Annotated in this window: 17 protein-coding genes and 1 tRNA gene; 6 read left to right on the top strand and 12 right to left on the bottom strand. The window is 49.0% G+C overall.

Features of this window, described 5'->3' with window-relative positions; all coding sequences use genetic code 11:
- Nucleotides 1-7 precede the first annotated feature (7 nt).
- From dnaE to dnaQ, 6 genes are all read right to left on the bottom strand, one after another.
- Nucleotides 8-3,511, bottom strand: coding sequence for a DNA polymerase III subunit alpha (dnaE, locus tag KZ771_RS02385; protein WP_290654249.1), 3,504 nt, complete (start codon nt 3,509-3,511; stop codon nt 8-10).
- A gap of 86 nt (nt 3,512-3,597) precedes the next feature.
- On the bottom strand, nt 3,598-4,887 hold the full coding sequence (locus KZ771_RS02380; protein ID WP_290654248.1) for an NAD(P)/FAD-dependent oxidoreductase: 1,290 nt from the start codon (nt 4,885-4,887) through the stop codon (nt 3,598-3,600).
- 95 nt (nt 4,888-4,982) lie between these two features.
- Nucleotides 4,983-7,175, bottom strand: coding sequence for a M3 family metallopeptidase (locus KZ771_RS02375; protein WP_290654247.1), 2,193 nt, complete (start codon nt 7,173-7,175; stop codon nt 4,983-4,985).
- Nucleotides 7,176-7,358: 183 nt separating this feature from the next.
- Nucleotides 7,359-7,435, bottom strand: a tRNA-Asp gene (locus KZ771_RS02370).
- A gap of 147 nt (nt 7,436-7,582) precedes the next feature.
- Entirely contained in the window at nt 7,583-8,929 is a 1,347-nt protein-coding gene (locus KZ771_RS02365) for a TIGR03503 family protein (RefSeq protein ID WP_290654246.1), read from the bottom strand.
- The gene (dnaQ, locus tag KZ771_RS02360) at nt 8,908-9,618 is read right to left on the bottom strand and encodes a DNA polymerase III subunit epsilon (RefSeq protein WP_290572488.1); all 711 of its coding nucleotides are present in this window, start codon (nt 9,616-9,618) and stop codon (nt 8,908-8,910) included. Before dnaQ ends, KZ771_RS02365 begins: the two co-directional genes overlap by 22 nt.
- Nucleotides 9,619-9,670: 52 nt before the next feature.
- Here dnaQ and rnhA point away from each other — a divergent pair, with 52 nt between their 5' ends.
- Complete coding sequence (rnhA, locus tag KZ771_RS02355) at nt 9,671-10,144, top strand: ribonuclease HI (RefSeq protein ID WP_290654245.1); 474 nt, start codon at nt 9,671-9,673, stop codon at nt 10,142-10,144.
- Nucleotides 10,145-10,146: 2 nt separating this feature from the next.
- On the opposite strand, the gene KZ771_RS02350 is transcribed toward rnhA, so the two are convergent.
- Together KZ771_RS02350 and KZ771_RS02345 are read right to left on the bottom strand one after the other, a co-directional pair.
- Entirely contained in the window at nt 10,147-10,539 is a 393-nt protein-coding gene (locus KZ771_RS02350) for a rhodanese-like domain-containing protein (RefSeq protein WP_290654244.1), read from the bottom strand.
- Nucleotides 10,532-11,311 carry a methyltransferase domain-containing protein gene (locus KZ771_RS02345; protein ID WP_133540245.1) on the bottom strand — a complete coding sequence of 260 codons (780 nt, stop codon included), beginning with the start codon at nt 11,309-11,311 and terminating at the stop codon, nt 10,532-10,534. The genes KZ771_RS02350 and KZ771_RS02345 overlap by 8 nt, the downstream gene beginning before the upstream one ends.
- A 61-nt stretch (nt 11,312-11,372) precedes the next feature.
- Between KZ771_RS02345 and gloB the strand changes: the two genes are divergently transcribed.
- The 3 genes from gloB to KZ771_RS02330 are packed head-to-tail and all read left to right on the top strand — an operon-like array spanning nt 11,373 to nt 14,350.
- Nucleotides 11,373-12,134, top strand: coding sequence for a hydroxyacylglutathione hydrolase (gene gloB, locus KZ771_RS02340; protein WP_290654243.1), 762 nt, complete (start codon nt 11,373-11,375; stop codon nt 12,132-12,134).
- A gap of 53 nt (nt 12,135-12,187) precedes the next feature.
- Nucleotides 12,188-13,834, top strand: a complete 1,647-nt coding sequence (locus KZ771_RS02335) for a LysM peptidoglycan-binding domain-containing protein (RefSeq protein WP_290654242.1) — start codon at nt 12,188-12,190, stop codon at nt 13,832-13,834.
- 3 nt (nt 13,835-13,837) lie between these two features.
- On the top strand, nt 13,838-14,350 hold the full coding sequence (locus KZ771_RS02330; protein WP_290654241.1) for a hypothetical protein: 513 nt from the start codon (nt 13,838-13,840) through the stop codon (nt 14,348-14,350).
- 10 nt (nt 14,351-14,360) lie between these two features.
- Here KZ771_RS02330 and ligA read toward each other — a convergent pair whose 3' ends face one another.
- From ligA to smc, 3 genes are read right to left on the bottom strand one after another with little or no spacing between them, the layout of a single operon-like run.
- Nucleotides 14,361-16,379, bottom strand: a complete 2,019-nt coding sequence (gene ligA / locus KZ771_RS02325) for an NAD-dependent DNA ligase LigA (RefSeq protein WP_290654240.1) — start codon at nt 16,377-16,379, stop codon at nt 14,361-14,363.
- A gap of 26 nt (nt 16,380-16,405) precedes the next feature.
- Nucleotides 16,406-17,410, bottom strand: coding sequence for a cell division protein ZipA (gene zipA, locus KZ771_RS02320; protein ID WP_290654239.1), 1,005 nt, complete (start codon nt 17,408-17,410; stop codon nt 16,406-16,408).
- Between the two features lie 34 nt (nt 17,411-17,444).
- Nucleotides 17,445-20,906: a chromosome segregation protein SMC gene (gene smc, locus KZ771_RS02315; protein ID WP_290654238.1), complete on the bottom strand. Its 3,462-nt coding sequence runs from the start codon at nt 20,904-20,906 to the stop codon at nt 17,445-17,447.
- Nucleotides 20,907-21,023: 117 nt separating this feature from the next.
- Between smc and cysZ the strand changes: the two genes are divergently transcribed.
- Nucleotides 21,024-21,764: a sulfate transporter CysZ gene (gene cysZ / locus KZ771_RS02310; RefSeq protein ID WP_290654237.1), complete on the top strand. Its 741-nt coding sequence runs from the start codon at nt 21,024-21,026 to the stop codon at nt 21,762-21,764.
- A gap of 90 nt (nt 21,765-21,854) precedes the next feature.
- Nucleotides 21,855-22,292, top strand: a complete 438-nt coding sequence (locus KZ771_RS02305) for a hypothetical protein (protein WP_290654236.1) — start codon at nt 21,855-21,857, stop codon at nt 22,290-22,292.
- Here KZ771_RS02305 and rmuC read toward each other — a convergent pair.
- The gene (rmuC, locus tag KZ771_RS02300) at nt 22,177-23,484 is read right to left on the bottom strand and encodes a DNA recombination protein RmuC (RefSeq protein ID WP_290654802.1); all 1,308 of its coding nucleotides are present in this window, start codon (nt 23,482-23,484) and stop codon (nt 22,177-22,179) included. The genes KZ771_RS02305 and rmuC overlap by 116 nt on opposite strands.
- Between the last annotated feature and the right edge of the window lie 12 nt (nt 23,485-23,496).

Here is a 23,496-nt window from a genome sequence, read left to right as displayed (position 1 = left end):
CCATTCCTTAAAATTCTAACGAGACCCACTGTTCACCCAGCAGCTCCCTTAAATTATGTATCAGTTCGTCAGCCGGTCGAATATACCATTGCACGCCGGCTGTTAACGTCGCGTTTGCCTTGTCACCCTTAAAGTGAATAATTAACGGGCAGGTACCTTCGGCATAGGGTTGCAATTCGTTTTGCAATTTAGCTGCCATCCCCTGTTGCAGCTGTTCACTTGTTACGGTTATGGCGACATGCCGTAAAAAACTTTCCCGCGCCTGATCGATACTCATCACTTCTCGGGCTATCATTCTATTACCACCAGAGAAGTTATCAAATCGTACCTCCCCTTTTGCCCACAAAATTCGGTCTTTTTCGAGCAAATGTTGGAAGCTTTCATACTCATTACTATAGAGCATGACATCCATTCGTGCGCTTTTATCGTCCAACGTGACCACGGCAAACCGCTGTCCCCGTTTATTTACGATAACACGAACATCAATCACCAACCCGGCTATTGCAACCAGCTCATTCTTTCGGGTTTCGTTAATTTCGGACAAAAAACCGGCGACGTAATGGCGCAATTCCTGGCGAAAACGATTAATCGGGTGACCGGTTAAATAAAGCCCTAATGTTTCCCTTTCACCTTCAAGCCAAACGGCTTCAGGCCAGGGTTTTACGTTAACAAACTCGTGTTCAACCGCTTCCGGCTCCGTGGTAAGCACGCCAAACATATCACTTTGGCCAATACTTTCTGCCTGACGATGCTGCTCAGCCTGGCGCATAGCTTTTTCCAGCGATGCCATTATGGTAGCGCGGTGCGGTCCAAGCGTGTCCATTGCACCACCACGTATCAGTCGCTCCATCACGCGTTTATTGAGCCGTTTTAGGTCGACCCGGCAACAAAAATCGAACAGATCGGTAAATTGACCACCTTCCTGACGTGCTTCGATAATTGCCTCAATGGGCGCCTCACCAACTCCTTTTATGGCACCGATGCCGTAGACAACACGACCTTCCTCATCAACGGTAAACTTATACTGGCCCTTATTAACATCAGGCGGCAGCAACTTTAGGCCCATGCGCTCGCATTCGTCAGCCAGGGTAACTATCTTGTCGGTATTATCCATATCGGCTGACATTACTGCCGCCATAAATTCAGCAGGGTAATGCGTTTTCATCCACAACGTCTGATACGACACCAACGCGTAAGCAGCCGAGTGTGATTTATTAAACCCGTATCCGGCAAACTTCTCCACCAGGTCGAAGATTTTCATCGCCAGTTCGGGGTCAATGTTATTTTTAGCCGCGCCCTCGCGGAAAATATCGCGCTGCTTGGCCATTTCTTCAGGCTTTTTCTTACCCATGGCGCGCCGTAGCAAATCAGCGCCACCTAGTGAGTACCCGGCCATGACCTGAGCCACCTGCATAACCTGTTCCTGGTACAGGATAACCCCATAGGTTGGTTCGAGGATTGGCTCCAGGCATGCGTGTTGATATTGTGCATCCGGGTAGGATACTTCTTCGCGACCATGCTTACGGTCGATAAAGTTATCTACCATGCCCGATTCCAGTGGTCCGGGCCGAAATAAGGCGACCAACGCGATAATGTCTTCGAAGCTATCCGGTAACAAACGCAGAATAAGCTTTTTCATCCCCGCTGATTCTAGCTGAAACACCGCCGTGGTCTCGGCGCGTTTTAAAATTCGGAAGCATTGCGGGTCATCCAGCGGAATAGCATTGATGTCAATCAGCGCTTTGCCTTGTTGTTGATGGCGTGCATTGACCATATCCAACGCCCACTGGATAATCGTCAGCGTACGCAGACCCAAAAAGTCGAATTTAACCAAACCGGCCGACTCGACATCGTTTTTATCAAACTGTGTAACTGGGTTTTTGCCCTCGTCATCGCAATAGAGTGCAGCAAAATCGGTAATCGTGGTGGGTGAAATCACTACCCCACCCGCGTGTTTGCCGGCATTGCGGGTCACGCCCTCGAGAATCCGGGCAAAATCGATGAGCTCTTTGACTTCTTCGTCAGCATCGTACCGTTCGCCCAACTCAGGGACCTCTTCAAACGCCTTCGCCAGGGTCATGCCCGGCGTTCCGGGCACCAGCTTGGATATGCCATCAACGAAGCCATAAGGGTGGCCAAGCACACGACCGACATCACGGATGGATGCTTTTGCCGCCATGGTGCCAAAGGTAATAATTTGCGATACCGCATCACGGCCGTAAAGCTCGGCCACGTGATCAATGACCTCATCACGGCGATCCATACAAAAATCGACATCAAAGTCCGGCATGGATACCCGTTCGGGGTTCAAAAAACGTTCGAATAGCAGATCAAACTCAAGCGGATCAAGATCCGTGATTTTTAACGCATAGGCGACCAATGACCCGGCACCAGAGCCCCGCCCCGGCCCGACCGGGATATTATTGTCCTTACTCCACTGAATAAACTCCATGACGATAAGGAAGTAACCGGGAAAGCCCATTTGGTTAATTACATCAAGCTCGATTTTTAACCGTTCATCATAGGCAGGACGTTTTTCTTTCCGTTCCTGCTCGTCGGGGAACAAAAACGCCAGCCGCTCTTCTAATCCTTCCTCTGACACCTTAACCAGGTAATCACCTTCGGTTAAGTTGCCGGTCGGGAAAGCTGGCAGAAAGTATTCGCCCAGCCGGATAGTCACGTTACACCGTTTTGCTATTTCAACCGTGTTTTGCAACGCTTCCGGAATATCAGCGAACAATTCCTGCATTTCTTCGGCGCTGCGAAGATATTGCTGTGGCGAGTATTTTTTCGGTCGGCGTTTGTCACCAAGCTGAAAGCCATCATGGATGGCAACACGAATTTCGTGTGCTTCAAAGTTATCGGCTTCTAAAAACACCACTTCGTTAGTTGCCACTACCGGAATATCGCGTTCTGCGGCCAAATCGACGGCAGCATGCAGGTAGTCTTCTTCCTGTGGTCGGCCGGTGCGGGTTAACTCAAGATAATAACGGTTAGCAAAATGCTGTTGATAAAATGCCAGGCACTGCTCTAAAGCATCTGCATGGCCTTTTAATAAGGCCTGTCCGACATCACCCTGACGTGCCCCCGATAACAATAAAACACCGGCATTGTGCTCGACCAGCCAGTCTTTATCGATAACTGGCTTGCCTTGTACATGGCCGCGAAGATATGCTTTTGAAATAAGTTGGATAAGACTTTGGTAACCATCGTTATCCATAGCCAGCGCCGTCAGACGAAAAATCTCGCCTTCGGGATAGTCGCCCTGCACCCAGAGGTCTGCGCCGACCAAAGGTTTAATGCCCTGCTTGTGAGCCGCACCGTAATATTGCACCAACCCACAGAAGTTCATCTGATCAGTTAGCGCCATGGCCGGCATGCCAGCTTCCGCCACCGCTTCGCAAATAGGCCCGATTTTTGTCAGGCCGTCAATCATAGAAAAATCACTATGTATGCGCAGATGAACAAAAGGACTATCGTTAGCTGTGGTGCCGGTCAGGTCGCTGGTCATAATAGCAGTAGCTTTACCATTTTTAGTTTTTATAGTAGCGCGTATTGTGCCTCAATCGCTGCTGGCAGTCGAGTAGCCGCAAACTATCAATGTAACTTCAAACGCGGTTTAACCGCGTGGTTAAGTTTATCCACAATAATAATTAACAGCATTTTCCACCACCCGTGTAAGGCCCGTTGATGCATTCGATAAAGACTCGCATAAGCATACCGAGCCAGTGTTCCTTCAATCGACATGGATAGACTCTTACTCTGCATCAAATTTCCCACGGCCGAGAAACGACTGAGCGATACCAGCGAGCCGCGATCTTTATACTTAAATGGCTTTGCTGCTCTGCCTTTTAACTCACGCTGGATATTAGTGGCCAGACAAGCGGCCATTTGATGTGCTGATTGCGCCCGCGGCGGTACAAAGCGATCATCGTCGATGGCACAGGCGGCGCAGTCTCCTAACGCATAAACAGATGGGTCATCGATGCTTTGCAAATAGTCATTTACCAGCAACTGGTTATTTTTGCGGTGCGCCAGCCCCAGCGACGCTAAGAAGTCAGGTGCCCGAATTCCTGCCGCCCAAACCATCAGGTTAGCATCGATATGCGCGTCATCTTTTAACGTCAGGCCGTCGCTACCGGCTTTTACTGCCGGATTGCCGGTTATCACGTTAACCCCAAGTGATTCGAGCTTTTGCTTAACCCGATGTGCCAGGCCCTCAGGTAAAGCAGGTAATAATCGTGGACCGGCCTCGACCAGGCTGACTTTCAGGCGCTCACGAGTTAAATGCGTTAAGCCGTAAATATTTAACAAGGATACCGAGTGCACCAGTTCTGCCGCAAGTTCGACCCCGGTTGCGCCACCACCGACAATCGCGATATCCAATGTTTGCTCGTCGCCATCTTCCAGCGCCTGGTTAACCCGCAAAAATTCGTTAAGTAATTCGTGATGAAAATTATCGGCTTGCTGCGTCGAGTCCAGAAAGTAGCAATGTTGTTTAACACCATCGACGCCAAAGTCGGCGGTGACGCTTCCTACCGCCAGTATGAGCCGGTCATAGCGAATAGAACGTTCGGCTAAGACCTCTTCACCGTCGTCAACGATCGGGGCAAGCTGTACCTGCCGATTATCCCGGTCAATTCCGGTTAAAGTACCGACTAGAAAACGAAAGCCAGCCCTGGCGCCCTGCCCCCGATAATCTAGCTCCGCAAGTCGCGAGTCCAAAGCTCCCGATGCCACCTCGTGTAACAATGGTTTCCACACGTGGGTACTGTTTCGATCAATCAAAATAATTTCTGCTTGTTTTTTCTTACCTAACTTTTTCCCGAGTTCGGTAGCCAGTTCAAGCCCTCCGGCACCACCTCCAACCACTACGATACGCTCCATCGTCGTTCTCCCTTATAAAATAAAAAAGCCACTGACGATAATAACGCCAGTGGCTTTGTTTCGCATCCGTACTAACGGATTAAATTGCTATAAGCTTAGTCAATTGACGGGTCAGTCAAACCACGACGTTCCAGCAAGGCTTCAACCGTTGGCTCTTGACCACGCCAGTTGATGTACTGTTGCATTGGATCTTTACTGTTACCCTGAGACAGGATTTCTTTACGAAACGCCTGGCCATTTTCCAGCGTCAAACCACCGTTATTATTCATGTGTTTAAACGCATCAGCCGCTAATACTTCGCTCCACATGTAAGCGTAGTAGCCTGCTGAATAACCACCGGCAAACACGTGCGCAAAATAAGTCGAGCGATAACGCGGCGGCACCGCTTCTACCAGTACGCCATTGCGTTCAAGGGCTTCTTTTTCAAACGCTTGTACATCGTCAATTTCTGTACCCGGCTCTACCGTGTGGTACTCAAGATCAAGTAGTGCTGCAGCAACATATTCCAATGTATCAAAGCCTTGGTTAAAGTTACGTGCGGCCAATACTTTATCTAACAGCTCCTGAGGAATCTGTTCACCGGTTTCGTAATGCTTAGCAAAGTTGTTGATGACTTTTTCGTTAAGCATCCAGTCTTCCTGGAACGTTGAAGGGAACTCAACATAGTCTCGCGATACCGATGTGCCGGCCAGTGATGGATATTTCACGTCTGAGAACATACCGTGTAACGCGTGGCCCATCTCATGGAACATGGTAGAAACTTCATCAAAGCTTAAGAACGTTGGTTCACCGTCAGGCGCTTTGGTGATGTTCATGTTATTAAGAATAACCGGCTTCTGATCCATCAAACCAGACTGGCTGCGGAATGAACTCATCCAGGCACCACCGCGTTTACTATCACGCGCATAGTAGTCAGCATAGAACAAACCAAGACTGCTTCCGTCTACGTCAAACACTTCGTAGACTTCAACGTCTTCCTGATAAACCGGAATATCATTACGCTCTTTAAAGGTGATCCCAAATAACTCACCCATTGCGTAAAACACACCATCTTCCAGTACGCGGTTAAACTCAAAGTATTTTTTAACCTCGTCGGAGTCCAGCGCGTACTTCTCAGCACGAACTTTCTCGGCATAGTAGAACCAATCCCATGGTGCCAGTTCAAAGTCCTTACCGTCAGCAACGATAGCCTGTTGGATTTCTTCTGCTTCGCGGTTTACGTTAGAAACCACAGCTGGTACCAGGTCACGTAGCATTTTCTTAGCCGCGTCAGGGTTGCCTGCCATGTTTGTTTCTAAGACGTAGTCACCCCAGCTGTTGTAACCCAGCAATTGTGCTTTATCAGCACGTAGTTTAACGAGTTGCTTAACCAGTGGGTTTTGATCAGTCTCGGTATTACCGGTACCGCGGTTAGCTGATGCTTCCCATACCCGCTGACGCAGTTCACGATTTTCTAACTCAGCCAAAATTGACTGGCGTGTGGTGTTAGTTAACACAATCGCATACTGGCCTTCTTTATCACGGCTTTCTGCTGCATTTGCTAAGCCCTGAATACGGCTGTCACTTAAACCTGCCAACTGTGATTTGTCTTCTACAAAGATCACGTTTTCCTGAGTCAGTGACATCAGTCCGTCACGGAATTCATTGGTCAGACTGGATAGTTGCTCGTTGATGTCACGAATTTGCGCTTTTTCTTCGTCATTTAACAATGCACCCGAGCGCACAAAGTCTTTGTAGGTTTCTTCCAGTAAACGCTGACTTTCATTATCCAGGCCTAAGTCTTCGCGTTGCTCATACAGTGATTTAATGCGAGCAAACAAGTTGGCATTCAGGCTGATGTTATCACCATGAGCGGCCATTTTAGGGGCAAGCTCCGCCTGCAACTCTCTAATTTGGTCATTCGAGTGAGACGATGACAGATTATAAAATACCGAGCTGACGCGATTCAGAATTGCGCCTGACTTTTCCATTGCAACAATGGTATTTTCGAAAGTAGGCTCTGCTGAATTATTAGCAATGGCTTCAATCTCTGCCATATGCTCTTGCATACCCTTTTCGAATGCCGGTTTGAAGTGTTCAAACTCGATTGCATTAAAATCAGGAGCCTGATATTGCAACGGGCTTGGCTCATAGAATGGGTTTTGTGAAGTTGCAGCCTGCTGCGACTGTTCTGATTGCTGCTCTGCTTGTTGTTCTGCTTGGTTCGCTGTCGCTTGCTGCTCATTGTCACTGCACGCGCTCAGTGATACAGCTGCGCCAATGGCAACTGCAACTAATGTTTTACGCATTGGTTATCTCCCGCTGGATTATTTTTTAAATGCGCCATTACTCTAGACGCGGATTGCGTCAGGCTCAATAGCTACACGGCAGAAAAACCTAAATATTCGGTAAATGGATGTGTCTGAAACAGGGAAACTGGGCCGATTGACCCATAAAAACAAAAAAACACGCTCGAAGGCGTGTTTTAATGATGGCGGAGCGGACGGGACTCGAACCCGCGACCTCCGGCGTGACAGGCCGGCATTCTAACCAACTGAACTACCGCTCCACACTTAACCGCTGTTGAGGCTCTCCCCTCAACGCGGCGTGAATATTACGAGCGACCCGCTAAACAGTCAACCCTTTTTTTCATAAAATTTTAAACAAATGCTCTGTTTGACTGAATAATATGCAGATCACTGCTTTTTTAATCAGTTTACTCGCTTTTAGCAGCTTTTTTTTGCGCCTTCTTCTGCGCTTTCTGCTCAGCTTTCTCTGCATTCTTTTGTGCAGTTGCCGGATCATTATTTAGCCGCTTACTACGACGGCGCCACCAAACAAAGCCTATAGCACCAGCAATCAACACAACATTTACGGCCGCAACGATAATTAGATTAACGATTAACTGCTGTTCTTCAGCTTCACGTTGTTGTCGCTCCAACTCGGCTTTGCGGGCTGCCTCCTGACGCGCCTGCTGGGCAAGTTCTTCTGCTGTAGGTTCTGCAATTGGCTCCACCGAAATAAAACTTAAGTTGTTAAACTGTAACTCAAACTCTCGTCCCTGCTTTGATGTCGCAAACACGGAAAGTTCCACCAAATGTTTGCCATAAGCAAGGTTATCTAACGGAATAACATGCGGAAAGGAGTCTATTTTTGTTACTGAAAAGCGTCGTTCTTCGCCGTTGGGATAACTCACGCTACCGTTAATGGCAACGCTCGACGGGTTGACCAGCTTTTCGTCGAGACTAACCTCAATACCATTGTCTGCGCCACGCTCTTCCGCCAACTGAAAATCAATAGTTACCGGTTGGTGCTCTACCACCACCGCTTCGTCCTCAAAACTCCGCTCATATAACGGTGTTTCCAGCTGATACGTTGGTAAATATTCGCCGGGCACCACATCTAATGCAAACCGGCCGGTAAAAACACCATCGCCGGCTCGTTCGTCATGACCCTGCCCGTTGTCACTGAATTCTGCAACGCGCTTAGGGTCTGCGCCAAAGTTATCAAAATCAGGATTGTTGCTACTAACAAACAACACTTCCAGCACCACGGTTTCTCTAAACCTCGCCGTCGACACAGTCGTATTACCGTTATAAAGAGTGCCCTCCACTTTAAGTCTTTCATTTTGGAATAACTGTTTAGGCAGTGGCTCGGCTTCAAAACGGACTTCCGATACAATGATTGCCTTGTTTTGCTTGTCGACCCGGCCAGCCACTTGCCAGGGACCCGGCTCCGGATCAACAATTTTAATCATGTCGAAGTTTGGATCGGTATACCAGGTCACCCGTTCTAATGGGTAATCGCTGTCATACCACTTACTGCCATCGGGCTTAATCAGTATCAGCGGCTGGCTATTAGGCTCGCGAAAGAACAGCAGCGTAATTTCTTCTATGCCGGCGTCAATGCGAAACCGCTGCCCTTCGATTGGCAGCATATTATCCATCGGCCCATCCATCAGCTGCATCGGCTGATTTTGTTCCGTTTGTTGCTGAGCATTTAGCGGGAGTGCGGCACTAACCAAGCACACCCACAGTACTATCAGGAATCGAGCCAAAGACACTTACCACCCTCGTTTTTAACTAGCGCCAGCCGTTGTTGATGCTGTTCTAATTCATCGGCCGTTGCCGTCAAAACCTTTAGCGGGCGACGATTTTTTATCGGTTTATGCTGCACGTCACCGGGGCCATTAGCATTACCGCGCTGCGCATTATTGTGCAGGTTAAGGTCAGTCTGCCCGCCGGTCATAGCCAGGTACACGTCAGCCAGAATTTCCGCATCCAGCAGCGCTCCGTGCAACTCACGGGCGGAGTTATCCACCTCGAACGCCTTACATAACGCATCCAGACTATTACGCTGCCCCGGCCGCATTTCTCGCGCTAACTGCAATGAATCCAGCACCGAACAATAATCAGTGGTTTGGCCATATCCCGCTTGCAACCGGCTAAACTCGGCGTCCATATGGCCGACATCGAATGGCGCATTATGGATAACTAATTGTGCGCCTTTGATAAAGCCAAGAAAATCATCAACAATTTGCGCAAACACCGGCTTGTCGGTAAGGAAATCATTGGTAATTCCGTGAACCTCGATAGCTTCCTGCTCGACCACCCGTTCAGGATTAATGTAAACGTGGTAATGCTTGCCCGTGGGTTTTCTGTCGATTAACTCAACACAACCAATTTCAATGATCCGATGTCCTTCGGCTGGGTTAATACCTGTAGTTTCGGTATCCAGTACCACCTGACGCATGCTAATTTCCTGATATACTCTGTGCTAATTTGAGCTAATAGTAGCAATATTTATGACCAACACAAACGCTGTTCACTTATATACAGATGGCTCCTGTCTGGGTAATCCGGGTCCGGGCGGCTACGGAGTGGTACTGGAATACAATAAACACCGCAAAGAATTAAGTCAGGGCTTTAAATGCACCACCAATAACCGTATGGAGATGCTGGCCTGCATAGAAGGGTTAAAAGCCTTAAAACGCGACTGTGAGGTCGTTATAACGACCGACAGCCAGTATGTAAAACAAGGTATCGAACAATGGATGCATGGCTGGAAGCGTAATGGCTGGAAAACATCAGCGAAAAAGCCCGTTAAAAACCAGGACTTATGGATAAAACTGGATACCGAGATACAGCGCCATAAGGTTCGCTGGGACTGGGTAAAAGGTCACTCAGGTCATCCGCAAAACGAGCGATGTGACGAGCTCGCCCGCGAGGCGGCGAGTGGCTCGTCACTACAGGAAGACGGCGGCTATAATCCGTTATAACACTAACTTTCGCCAGCGACGACCGGGCGCTTTTCTTCGGCCCAGGCACTCATCCCGCCGGTTACACTATACACTTTATCAAAACCCATGCGCTCGAGGCTTTCGGCAGCTAACGCCGAGCGCCCGCCGGTCTTACAGATAAGGTATAACGGTTTATCAGCAATGCGCTGCAGCGCATCATCGTAACCGGCTACATCAGGGTGTTGATTAAGTTGCATCTCCAGCACGCCCCGGGGCATATTCACCGCTTCCCGAATATGGCCCTGGGTATATTCGGCTGGTTCGCGCACATCGATCACGCGCGCGCCATCTCTTAACGCTTGTTGGAGCTGTTCGGTGGTCACTTCGTTAACGTTATTTTTTGCCATTTGGCAAAGCTTCATTGCATCAATCATGCAGTACCTCTTTGCTTGTCGTTAAACTACTTCTGGTTGTTGCCGTGGCGACCGGCCGTTGACTAAGCGCGGCGCCGCTTGGCACTCTCATTCTGGGCGTTTTTAATATAACGCATTTACGTGCCAGTATGGCATAACCACTGTGTAATAGCGGAATTTTCTGACACAGTTTTTCTGTCCATACGGGGCTTGGTGAGGTTTTAGATCGGTTACTGTCGGTAGCTAAAAAGCGTCCCATATAATAATCATGCTGGACAATTTCATAGCCCAACAGCTGCAGCCAGTCTTTTATGCGAAAGGCACTAAAATAACGCCCCGACCATGGCAGTCGTTTTCGATTAGCAGGTAACCAGCCACTTAACATGGCAGGACTCAAGGGATTAAAACCACAAATAAATAAGTAACCATCGTCCATCAGCACGCGGTTTACCTCGCGCAGTACTTGGTGCGGATCGCGGCTGTACTCAAGTACAAACGGCATCACCACCTGATCAACCACAGCATTCTTAATCGGCAAGTGCTCAAGTTTAGCCTGAATAGTATTCGCTTTAGCAGCGGGACTTACTAACACCGGCGCAGTCAAACTAAAAGCCTGATAACTTAACTCTGCCGCTAAGCCCCCTAAACCCAAAGTCGTTCCGCAACGCAGCCGGCGCCCATAGTCATTCATTAACCACTGCGTATGCTCACGCATGTAGTCGCCGCAGACAAACGATTGCCAGCTGTCAGGTTGCGGCAATTTGGCGGGGCTATACGCTGGCTTAATAAGCACTCGGGTATCCTTTATGGTAGGCTGTTGGCTATAATTCTATGCTAGCGCTAATGAGGTCGATATGCGAGTGCATCCAATCAAAGCATACAACGATAATTATATTTGGCTTATTCAACCGACCACAGAGCCGTCGGTCATCGTGGTAGACCCCGGCGATGATAAACCTGTGCGGCAGTGGCTTAGTGATAACAATGCCACTATCGACAGTTATTTAATCACTCACCACCACTGGGATCATACCGATGGTTTAGCGCCATTACTTAATGATTATCCGGCACCTGTTTTTGGTCCTGAAAATAGCAACATAGCCGCAATTTCCGAGTCTCTGTCAGAAGGGGATAAATTTTCCCGACTCGGTTTATCATTTGAGGTATTTGAAACGCCCGGACACACTTTAGACCACATTAGTTTTTACTGTAACGGCTATTTATTTTGCGGTGATACATTATTTTCAGGTGGCTGTGGACGCATGTTCGAAGGTAACCCGGAGATGTATGTCGAGTCGTTAAAAAAGCTTCGTCTATTACCGGGCGACACGCGAGTGTTCTGCGCGCATGAGTACACCCAGGCAAACTTAACCTTTGCGGTGTTGGTAGAGCCCGACAATGCGCTGCTAAACAGTTATCTGGAAAAAATAAAGCTCATGCGTCAGCAAAACGAAATCACTTTGCCCAGCAGTCTGCAGCTGGAGTTGGCAATGAATCCATTTTTACGTTTTGACCAGCCCACCGTTAAAGCCGCTGCCGAACAGCACGCCAAGCAAGACTTAACGAGTGATGCCAATGTATTTGCGTGCATAAGACAGTGGAAAGACAACCTGTAATTCATTAAACTTGACGCGTTTTTAAACAAAAACTTTAACGAGACGTTACTTGCATGAAGTTGACGAAAGCCCCTTTTGCCATTGCTCTGGTCTCTGCCCTTGTATTAAGCGGCTGCCAAAGCACATCGCCACAGACATGGTTTGTGTCTGAGTCAGAACCCGAAGAAACCAATAAAACTGTCGCCAAACGGGCACCTGACAACTCAGCTGAAGTAGAGCCGAAATCCTTACAAACCGTGCCAGAAATTGCATTAGGTACAGCGGAGTTTCATCAACAACCTGTTGCTGAAGAACCTTTGCCCGAGCAGGATCTATGGCAGCGTATTCGGCAAAATCTGCAATTTGAGGCACCGGACAATCAACGTTTACGTTCTCAACGCAATTGGTATGTTAGTCATCCTGAATATCTGCAGCGTGTCGGTAAACGAGCAGAGCCTTTTTTACACTTAATTGTAGAAGAGATCGAAAAGCGTAAACTGCCGATGGACTTGGTGCTTCTGCCCATTGTAGAAAGTGCTTTTGATCCCTTCGCATACAGCCATGGCAGTGCTGCCGGAGTCTGGCAGTTTATTCCGGGGACCGCTCGTCATTACGGTTTAGATATCAACTGGTGGTACGACGGCCGTCGTGACGTTTATGCGGCTACTCACGCAGCGCTAGACTACCTGGAAGATTTGTATGCCTATTTTGACGGTGACTGGTTACACGCATTAGCGGCCTACAACTCAGGTCAGGGGCGCGTCGGCAATGCCATCCGCAAAAACCAGCGGGCCGGCAAACCGACTGACTTCTGGTCACTTGATCTGCCCCGCGAAACGCGCGCTTACGTGCCTAAACTGCTGGCATTATCTGATATTTTACGGAATACCGATGAATACGGCATCGTTTGGTATCCCATTGAGAATCAGCCCTCTCTGAAAGTTGTTGAACTGCCGGCACAAATTGACCTGGCTAAAGCCGCCGATATGGCGGCTATGCCATTGGCAGAACTGCACCGCTACAACGCCGCGTATAACCGTTGGTCTACCGCTCCGGGCGGCCCGCACCGACTATTACTGCCGCAACAAAATGCCGATACCTTTGAGCAAGCCATTGCAGCAACTAATCCCAAACAATGGTTAAGCTGGCAACGTCACCAGGTTCAATCGGGCGAGAGCTTGTTAACTATCGCCAAAAAGTATCACACCTCCGTTGATGTCATTCAGCAGGTTAATGATATTAGTAGTCATATTATCCGAGCTGGTGAGTTTTTGCTGATCCCCGTCGCCAGCAACGATTTAGATGACTATACCCTGTCACAAGGGCAGCGACTGTTGGCTACCCAGACGCGACAGCGGCAAGGAGAAAAATCCGAGTATGTGGTGCAGTCCGGAGACACGCTCTGGGATATCAGTCGCATCTACGATGTCGGTACTCGTGAACTAGCCAAGTGGAACGGCATGGCCCCGGGGGATTTCTTGCGCCCGGGTCAAAAACTGGTAATCTGGAGTGATAGCAAAGCGCCGAGTCAGCGCAGTGCAAGCTTAATCAGAACAGTGACCTACCAAGTCAGAAACGGTGACTCGCTGGCTCGCATTGCGAATAAATTTAATGTCACTATTGGTGATATTGAAAAATGGAATAATATAAATCGCAGCCGCTACCTGCAACCCGGGCAACGTCTGACCCTAAAAGTTGATGTTACAAACGTAAGTGGTTAACCAATGAAAAATCTCACGTCAGTTGTTTTAATCGTTTTAGCAGCGCTGTTTTTATTACCCAATAAATCCGTAGCGCAGGAATGGGATGCCTCAGGTGAAGGTAAAGTTACCTACCCCAGTGGCCGCACTGAACCGCTGACGTTTGGCTTTTCCTATCAAAAAACCTTTGGCACCTTTGTTTTTAAGGCAGGTAACGCCAAAATGCGGACCGATGAGCCGCCACCGAATTACATTCTTAACGTTATCGTTAATGATGAAGGGCTGTTATACATTGCTGAATTTGCCGACGGCTTTTTTGAATCATTTGAGTTAGCGTTAGGCGGCCACAAGGTGGCTATAAAGCCGCGCCGCGAATTTGATGAAGATGAGCCGATCAAACATCTAGTAGTGCACATTGATGATATGAGCTATTTACTGGATACCACACACCCGTCGTTAAAGTTTTCGTTTGACGAAGATGGTATCAGCGAGATTGACGGTAACGGCCTAATCCGTGACCTGAGTTCAAGGCGTTAACTTCGAGGCGTCAAAGCAACGCCTTTAATTCATCCTCGGACAACACCGCTACGCCTAGTTTTTCTGCTTTCGCAAGCTTCGACCCGGCGGCTTCGCCGGCAATAACAGCGGTGGTCTTTTTAGACACTGAACCGGTAACTTTAGCGCCCAACGCTTCTAGCGCCTGTTTTGCCTCATCCCGGGTCATTGAACTCAAGGTTCCCGTCAACACGTAGGTGTTGCCTGCCAAACGGTCATCGACGGGTCCTGCGGCTTCGCCTTCAGGCCATTCAATAATCTCCCGTAGCTGCTGCACTACGGTTTGGTTATGCGGTTCGGCAAAGAACGCATGAATATGCTGCGCAACCACAGTACCAATGTCATCGACCTCCTGCAGTTGTTCAACTGACGCTTCAGTAATCGCATCCAATTGTTGAAAATATGACGCTAAAGCGGCCGCAGTCGCTTCGCCAACCTCGCGAATTCCCAGCGCATAAATAAACCGTGACAGGGTTGTTTCGCGCGTTGCCGCAATCGCATTAACCAGGTTTTTGGCTGACTTTTGACCCATCCTCGGCAACGATGCCAGCATCGGTTCAGTTAATTTATACAGGTCTGCCGGTGACTTTATCCAGTCGCGCTCAATCAATTGCTCCACAATTTTATCGCCCAAACCATCGATATCCATGGCTTTGCGGCTAGCAAAATGTTTTATCGCTTCTTTACGCTGCGCAGCACAGATCAAACCGCCGGTACAGCGCGCAACAGCTTCTTCGGCCACCCGTTCGATCTCCGAGTCGCAAACCGGACAGCGCGCCGGAAACTCAATTGCCTCGGTATGTTCAGGGCGTTTTTCCTCGACCACACTGACCACTTGCGGGATCACGTCACCCGCCCGGCGGATACTGACCACATCACCAATACGCACGCCCAGCCGCGCAATTTCATCGGCATTATGTAAGGTCGCGTTAGAAACCGTGACGCCACCGACGTTAACCGGCTCTAACCGAGCTACCGGGGTTATGGCTCCGGTTCGGCCAACCTGAAAATCGACGCCGGTAATGGTGGTTAACTGTTCTTGTGCGGGAAACTTTCTTGCGATTGCCCAACGCGGGGCTCGTGCCACGAAGCCGAGATCCTGTTGCAACGCAATAGCGTCAACTTTGTAGACGATACCATCAATTTCGTAGCGTAATTCATCACGACGCGCGAAAATATCATTATAAAATGCTTCACACTCAGCAACACTTGCCGCTGTTTTCACTTCGTCGTTTATGGGTAAGCCCCAGCGCGCCAATTGCTGCAAACGTTGATAATGACTATTCGGCAATGCCTGCTCCGCCTGCTCATCAATAACCCCCAGGCTGTAGGCATAAAAGTGTAATGGTCTCTTCGCGGTAACGCGCGAGTCGAGTTGCCGCAGGCTACCGGCAGCTGCATTACGGGGGTTAGCAAAAACCTTTTGCTCGCGCTTTCGCGCTTGTTCGTTAAAGGCCTCAAACGCAGCTGTGGGCATAAACACTTCGCCACGCACTTCCAGCCGCTGAGGTGCTTCAGACGATAGCTCTAACGGCACGTTACGTATCGTTTTAACGTTTTCAGTGATGTTTTCGCCACGGTAGCCATCGCCGCGTGTCGCAGCGCGCACCAACTTGCCATTCTCGTATAAAATACTCACCGCTAGACCATCGAGTTTTGGCTCGCAGCAGTAGGTGATATTGTTTGAACTATCCAGCCGTTCATTTACACGTAGAGTAAACGCCTCGAACTCATCCTCATCAAAAGCGTTATCCAGCGACAGCATAGGTACTTCGTGCGCCACGGTATCGAATTTATCCAGCGGTTTACTGCCAACCTTTTGAGTCGGCGAATTGGCCGATGCTAAATCTGGATAGTCGCGTTCTAACTGCTGTAGCTCACGGAATAGAGCATCGTATTCGCTATCGGGTACCGATGGCTCATCCAACTCATAATATTCACGGTTATAGCGGGTTAATAGTTTTTGCAGCTGCTGAATACGCTGTTTTGCTTGTTGTTCGTGTTCTGACATCTTAAAAACGGCTCACGGTTGAACGCTCAGACACTACCGGCCTGAGCCTTTTCAAATTCACGAATAGTTTGGTGTACTTTTTGTATGGATTGACGCGATAATACCTGTCGCTGGCCATCGAGCACCTGGCCTTGTGGAATTTCCATCGCCAGTTTTTTAGCGGCATTAAGCATCATGTTAAACGCCTGCTGGCCGTCATAATCCAGTGGTAACGTCATAAACAACGCTACCCCTTCGGTTTCAAAGTTTTCGATGTTATCTAAGTCAAAGGTGCCGGGATTAAACATATTGGCAACGCTAAAAATTAACGGTCCGTTACCTGAGGTTTGCTCGTAACGATGAAAAATTCCCATCTCACCAAACTTGCAACCCAGTTCAGTCATCATTTGCAATAACACAGCGCCCTGCACTGAACCTTTAACAAATAACGAAATAACTTCCTGCGCCGGCGGCGGTGTTGATTTTTGCATGGTGGGTTCAGCAGCAGTCGACTCTGGTTCTAACTCTGGAGCGGGTCCAGGCACAGGGTCATGCTCGGGTTCAGCTTTTGCTTTTATATCCGGCTCAGGGGCTGCTTCTGTTTGCTCGTCATTATCGTTTGCCGTTAATTCGAACTCTGCCTGTTGCAGTGCATCTGCTTCATCTTTGTTAACCCGCATCGAAGGCAACGGTGTATTGTCGTCCTCAAGATCCAGGTTCATCGACATTTGCTCAATCTCATCGTCTGCGCTCGGCGCCGTATTTACTTTTGAGCTTTTGGATTCATTCCGATTAGGCTTATGAGTACTAGCCCCCTTGTCATCAGTTTCTGGCTGCGCGTGCTCGCGTTTTTTAACAACCCGAACTTCGCCGACTCCATCATCATCAAACCCGGCATTCGTTGCCGAGGCACGCTGGCGCTTAGCAGCTACCTGTTCTTTTTGTTGCGTCATTTTTTGGCTGTTACGGCGCATCGTCCACAAGCCGTGGCCGATGATTGCAATAATCAGCAGCACACCAACAATGCTTAACGTGATCTGTAGATTGCTCATTCAGTTGCCAACCCTTAGTTATTTTAATTCTTGCTTAGCTTTCGGTCATTGCGACCGCTTGCTCTACATCAACAGCGACGAGTCGTGATACGCCGGCTTCCTGCATTGTCACACCTGCCAGGTGCGACGCCATTTCCATAGCCACTTTATTATGACTTATATAAATAAACTGTACTGATTCTGACATTTCACTGACCAAACGGCAAAAACGAGCAACGTTGGCATCATCCAGCGGCGCGTCCACCTCATCCAGCAGACAGAAAGGTGCCGGATTAAGTCTAAAAATAGCAAAAACTAATGATAAAGCGGTTAACGCCTTTTCACCACCACTTAGCAGATGAATGGTGCTATTTTTCTTGCCCGGAGGCTGCGCCATTATGGCAACTCCGGTCTCCAATAAATCGTCATCCGTCAATTCAAGTCTCGCACTGCCCCCGCCAAACACCTTGGGGAACAACGTTTGTAGATCCGCGTTTACAGCATCAAACGTCTGCCGGAATCGTTGTCGGGTCTCTTTATCGATCTTTCGAATCGCGGCTTCTAAGGTCTCTAACGCCGAGGATAAATCATCAAACTGCTGGTCAAGGTAGTCTTTTCGTTCTTTTTGCGTTTCAGCTTCTTCAATAGCCGCCAGATTAATCGCGCCCAGCCGTTTGACTTTATTTTGCACGTCGTCCAGTTGTTGCTGCCAACGACTTTCCCGGGCATCTTCAGGTAAGGTCTGCAATAACTCTTTTAAGTTACTGTTATTGTCTGCTAACGCCTGCACCACCGATTGCGTGCGTTCCTGCAGTTTTGCCAGTTCTATTTCAGTGCTTTGCATCTGTTGCTGCAATTGCGCTACTTTCTCACGCAGGGTTGCACTGCCCTGACTTAGCTCATGCAACTCGTTTTCTAACTGCGCTAATTGGTCGCGCGACTCAGTCAGCACTTCTTGCTGTTGCTGCCGCTGTTCCAGCAACAGCTGTAATTGTTCTCGTTGCTCAGCTTGCTGCTCGGTAGACTCCAGGTCTTCGGCTAATTGTTCTAACTCCTGCTGCAGTGCCTGGTAGCGATCATTATGCCGTTGATGTAACTTTTGTTGTTGCTGTTGCTGCTGAGTTAGGTGTTGTTGTTGCAGCATGAGTTGCTGTTTTTTACTCTGTAACTGCTGTTGCTGTTGTTGCTGATCGCGAAGCCGCTGTTGTAAATCCTGCAATTGTAGCTGGTCCGTCTCGGGTAACTCGTCAAGTTGATGCTGCGTTTGTGCCAGCGTTTGTTGCACATCGTCTAGCTGTGCAATTAATTGTTGCTGCTGCTGTTGTAATTGCTCGCGTTGCTGCAGAGCTTGCTGTTGGCGCTGCTGATCAAGCTGATATTGCTGTCGCGCGTACCGCAGCTGTTGCTCGTTAGTTGCTTTTTGGGTCGCTAACGCATGCAATGCCTGTTGTTCTGTTTGTTGTTGCCTTTGCAGCTGCTGTAACTCACTTTTGCTTTGCTCAACCTCGCTGCTAATTTCACTCAACGCCTGCTGGCTTTGCTCGATTTGCTGCTGCAGATTGTCGACTTCAGCTTGCATTACCAACACGCTGTCTTCATCACTAACCGTTTCGCAATCTGCCGACCAACGACTAAACCAATGGCCTTGCTCTGTTAAGGCGATGAGTATATCGGGTTGTTGTGCAAAGGCGCTGTCAGCCTCAGCTTTGTCAGCCACTAACGCGCAATAATTCAGCCACGGCCACTGCTTAAGAGCTCCGGTTACCACCGACGATGCGCGCGGGCTTTGACCGCTTGCCGTATCGCTATCGTCTGGCCATGCAACGCTGACACCTTCAGGCACAGCTTCCTTCGGTGCGGTGTTCAACCAGTATCCACTCAGCCAGGGCCCGGCGACACGCTCAATAGCTGCCTGCCATGGCGCCTCGACCTGCAACATTTCACGCAGCGGTTTGGCGCCGTGACGCTCAAGCCATTGTCGCGCATTGCTAGTTAATTGGGGCTGTTGCCGTTGCAGAATTTGCAGCAACGCAGCACGGCGCGCATCTAGCTGGTTTTGCTGACGCTCTGTCGCAGTATATTGTTGCTGCTGCTCGGCTAACTGACGCTGCTGCTTGTCATATGTCGCATTGGTTTGCTGCAACGCTTGCTCGGCAGCCACATAATCCTGCTGTACCTGCTCGAGTTGTTGTTGCGCCTGCTCGCATTCCTGTTCAGCTAGTTGCAACGATTCACTTAACGCATCGATAGACAGGCTTTGTAACTGCTCTTGCGTATGTTCCAGCTGCTGTTGCAATCGCTGTTGCTGTAACTGATGTTGCTGAACTTGTTGTTGCAACTGTCGTTGCTGGTGCAGCGCGTCATTTTGTTGATGCTGTAATCGGTCGTATTGCTGCTGGGTTTCATCTAATTGTTCGTCCACTACCAGCAACTGCTCTTCTACCTGCTCAGTTGCCGGCAGCAACTGCTCAATTTGCACTTCGATGTGTTGTAATTCTGACTGATCTTCGCCGGCTTGTTGTTGCAACTGCTGCAGCTCACCCTGCAGTTGCCCGCGGCGTTGCTGCTGTTGTTGATAAAGTTGTTGCTGGTGTTGGAGTTGCTGTTCTAACCGCGTAATTTGATTAGACACAGTAAAAAGTTGTTGCTGCTGGTCATCGACCGTCTGTTTTAACTCCTCAGCCCGCTCGCGGCGTTCAATGACGCCACGTTCATCGCCCGTCTGTTCGGTTTGCCAGCGTTCAAGCTCGGTTTGTTGTTGCGTTAATTGTTGCTGTAATTGTTGACGCTGTTGTTCCAGCTGAAGCCAGCGAATGGCATACAGCTCGCCTTTGAGTTGCCGTTCTTTGGTTTTAAGCTCTTTATAGCGCGTGGCAGCGGCGGCCTGGCGTTGCAGTTTTTCCAGCTGCTGGCCTAATTCCTCGCGTACATCGCTGATACGCTCCAGATTTTCGCGGGTGTGTCCGATACGGTTTTCTGTTTCGCGGCGGCGTTCCTTGTATTTAGAAATGCCTGCTGCCTCTTCGATAAATACGCGCAGCTCTTGCGGCTTCGACTCGATTAACCGCGAGATCATGCCCTGTTCTATGATGGCGTAGCTACGCGGACCCAGGCCGGTTCCCAGAAATAAGTCGGTGATGTCGCGACGACGGCATTTGCTGCTATTTAAGAAGTAATTGGACTGGCCATCGCGGGTAACCTGGCGCTTAACAGAAATTTCTTTAAATGCGGCAAACTCACCCTGAATACGGCCGCTGGTGTTATCAAAAACAAGCTCGACACTGGCCTGTGACACCGGTTTACGCGACGACGAACCGTTAAAAATAACGTCAGTCATAGCATCGCCACGCAAATTCTTTGCCGAGCTTTCGCCCAGCACCCAGCGCACGGCATCAATAACGTTGGATTTGCCACAGCCATTCGGCCCGACAACACACGTCATTTGATCCGGAAAAGGCACTTTTGTTGGGTCGACAAAGGACTTAAAGCCGACCAGCTTTATATGTTTTAGCCGCATTTATGTTGTTATATCGTTTTTTGTAACAATTTCAAGGATGCATCCACTGCCGCCTCGGGCTACCATCTTAGCATTAAAGGTACTGATATACGCTAGTCAAAAAAGGGTGATGTTAGCATGCGTAGTGCAATTTACAGCGACAACGGCCTGGCCTATCTTGCAAGAGGTCTAAAGCTTATTCAAACCAAAGGCTTAAAACGCTTTGTACTGATACCAATTGCGATTAATTTTCTGCTATTTTTTGGCGCAATTTACTGGCTTATCGTAAAGACCCAAGCCTGGACTGACAAGGTTATGGATTGGTTACCCAGTTACTTTCAATGGGTCGAGTATCTTATCTACCCATTACTGGTAATTTTAATTTGGGCGATGTTTTATTTTTTATTTACCACTATCACTAATCTGATTGCCGCGCCATTTAACGGCTTGTTATCGGAAAAAGTCGAACGCTACGAGAGCGGTCAAACCGTCGGCGATGAGGGCGTTGCCGGGCTCATCAAAGATATTCCCCGCACTCTGGGGCGTGAGTTGCAAAAAATGTGGTACTTCCTGCCACGCGCAATCGGATTCTTCTTGTTGTCTTTAGTGCTACCGGTTATCGGTCAGGTTATTTGGTTTTTCTGGATTAGCTGGATGATGGCCATCCAGTACCTGGACTACCCGTTTGATAATCATAAACTACCATTTGACCGCATGCGCTTTGAACTGCGTGCGCAAAAGGGCAAGTCACTAGGCTTTGGGTTCGGCATTATCGTGTTAACCATGATTCCACTGGTTAATTTAATCGTCATGCCACTTGCTGTCGCGGGAGCGACGGCTATGTGGGTCGATCACTACCGGGATAAGGCGCTTCAGTAAGACGGCGGGGTACGTCTTACCCCGCTAGAAAATTATATCGCTGTTTTTAAACTGGATTAAATCCGCTTTAATTCACTTAAGGACAGCGTTATGACATCAATCCCTAATGCCAGAACCCAAGCCTCATTAGTCTACTTATACCACCCGGATACCGGCGTTCTGCTGATGAGTCGGGCATTACAACAACTCTATGCACTGCCTAATGAGCAACGGTTATCGCCCCCTAAACGCTGGTTTAACTGTCACCCGCCGGAAGCACAGCGACAATTGCAACATGCCTTTGCTGCGCTTTGCTTTGCGAATGACGATAACCGTATGACACTGGCGCTAAAACTGCATTCCACCAGCTGCTCGGGTCAACACCATGACGTTGAACATCGCCTCTGTATGGTCGTTATTAACGAACAACGCTTTATTTGCGGTCAGGTGAGTCCGATTTGGAACCCTCACTGTCATCGTCCAGCAAGTTATCCGCAATCCGCTTGCTGGTCTGCACGCCCATTTCGCGAAACTTTTCGATCCGGCTAACCAGGTTGCCACGGCCGCTGGTTAGCTTTTTCATGGCTTCTTGATAGCGATTATCGAGGGTTTGTAAACTACCGCCTATTTTTTCCAGGTCTTCGATAAAACCCACGAACTTGTCGTACAACTTGCCCGCTTCGATCGCTATTTTCTCGGCATTGCGGTTTTGGTACTCGTATTGCCAAATATTGTGCACCGTACGCAGGGCCACTAATAAGTTGGTTGGACTGACCAACATAATTTGTTCATCCAGCGCCAGTTTTATAAGCTCGGGTTCACGATCGACCGCTAGTAAAAACGCCGGTTCGACCGGCACGAACATCAATACGTAGTCCAACGTCCGCAACCCTTCCAGCTGTTGATAGTTCTTTTTACCGAGTTGCTTTATATGCTGTTTCAGCGACTGTACATGGTCATTTAACAAGCGTTCGCGCTCGCTATCATCATCACTGTTAAAATAACGCTCGTAAGCCGCCAGGCTAACCTTCGAGTCAATAACCACGTCTTTTTGGTTCGGCAAGTGCACGATGACATCAGGTTTAAAACTGCGGCCATCTTCGTCGCGGTGATGGCTTTGGGTTTTATATTCATGCCCCTCGCGTAACCCGGATTGCTCGAGAATGCGTTCCAGCACCAATTCGCCCCAATTACCTTGTTGCTTGGTGTCTCCCTTCAGCGCTTTTGTTAACGCTTCGGCCTCGTGCGCCATTTGACGGTTAAGCTCGCGCAGACTCATCACCTCTGACTTTAATGCACTGCGTTCTTTGGCCTCGTCCGTGTATTGCTGGGTTACCTGCCGCTTAAAAGACTCCAATTGCTCTTTAAATGGTGCCAGCGTGGCGCTCAGAGTTTGTTGATTTTGTTGCTGAAAGCCCTGTGATTTCTGCTCAAAAATCTTATTAGCCAGATTCTCGAATTGTTGCGTCAGGCGCTCCTCAGACGCTTGTAATAAACGCAGTTTATCATCTGCATTGCGACGCTCCTGCATCGCCGTTGCACGCAACGTCTGTAGCTGCGACTCAGCGTACTGTGCCCGCTCACGTAATTCGTCTGCGCGTTGTTGCTGTTCAGTCAGTTGCTGTTGCAATTGCTGGTTTTGTTTGCGCGCATTCACTAACAGGGTCAATGCGACAGCTGCTAGCAGTAGCACAAAAAATAAGGGTATTGCCCACAGGACAATACCCTCTTGTGTCAGCATTTCTGCCACCGT

Source organism: Idiomarina sp. (assembly GCF_019431395.1).
In the GTDB taxonomy this organism is placed as follows: Bacteria; Pseudomonadota; Gammaproteobacteria; order Enterobacterales; family Alteromonadaceae; genus Idiomarina.
The sequence above is the reverse complement of the archived record's forward strand: the minus strand, read 5'-3'. Positions and strand labels throughout refer to the sequence as shown.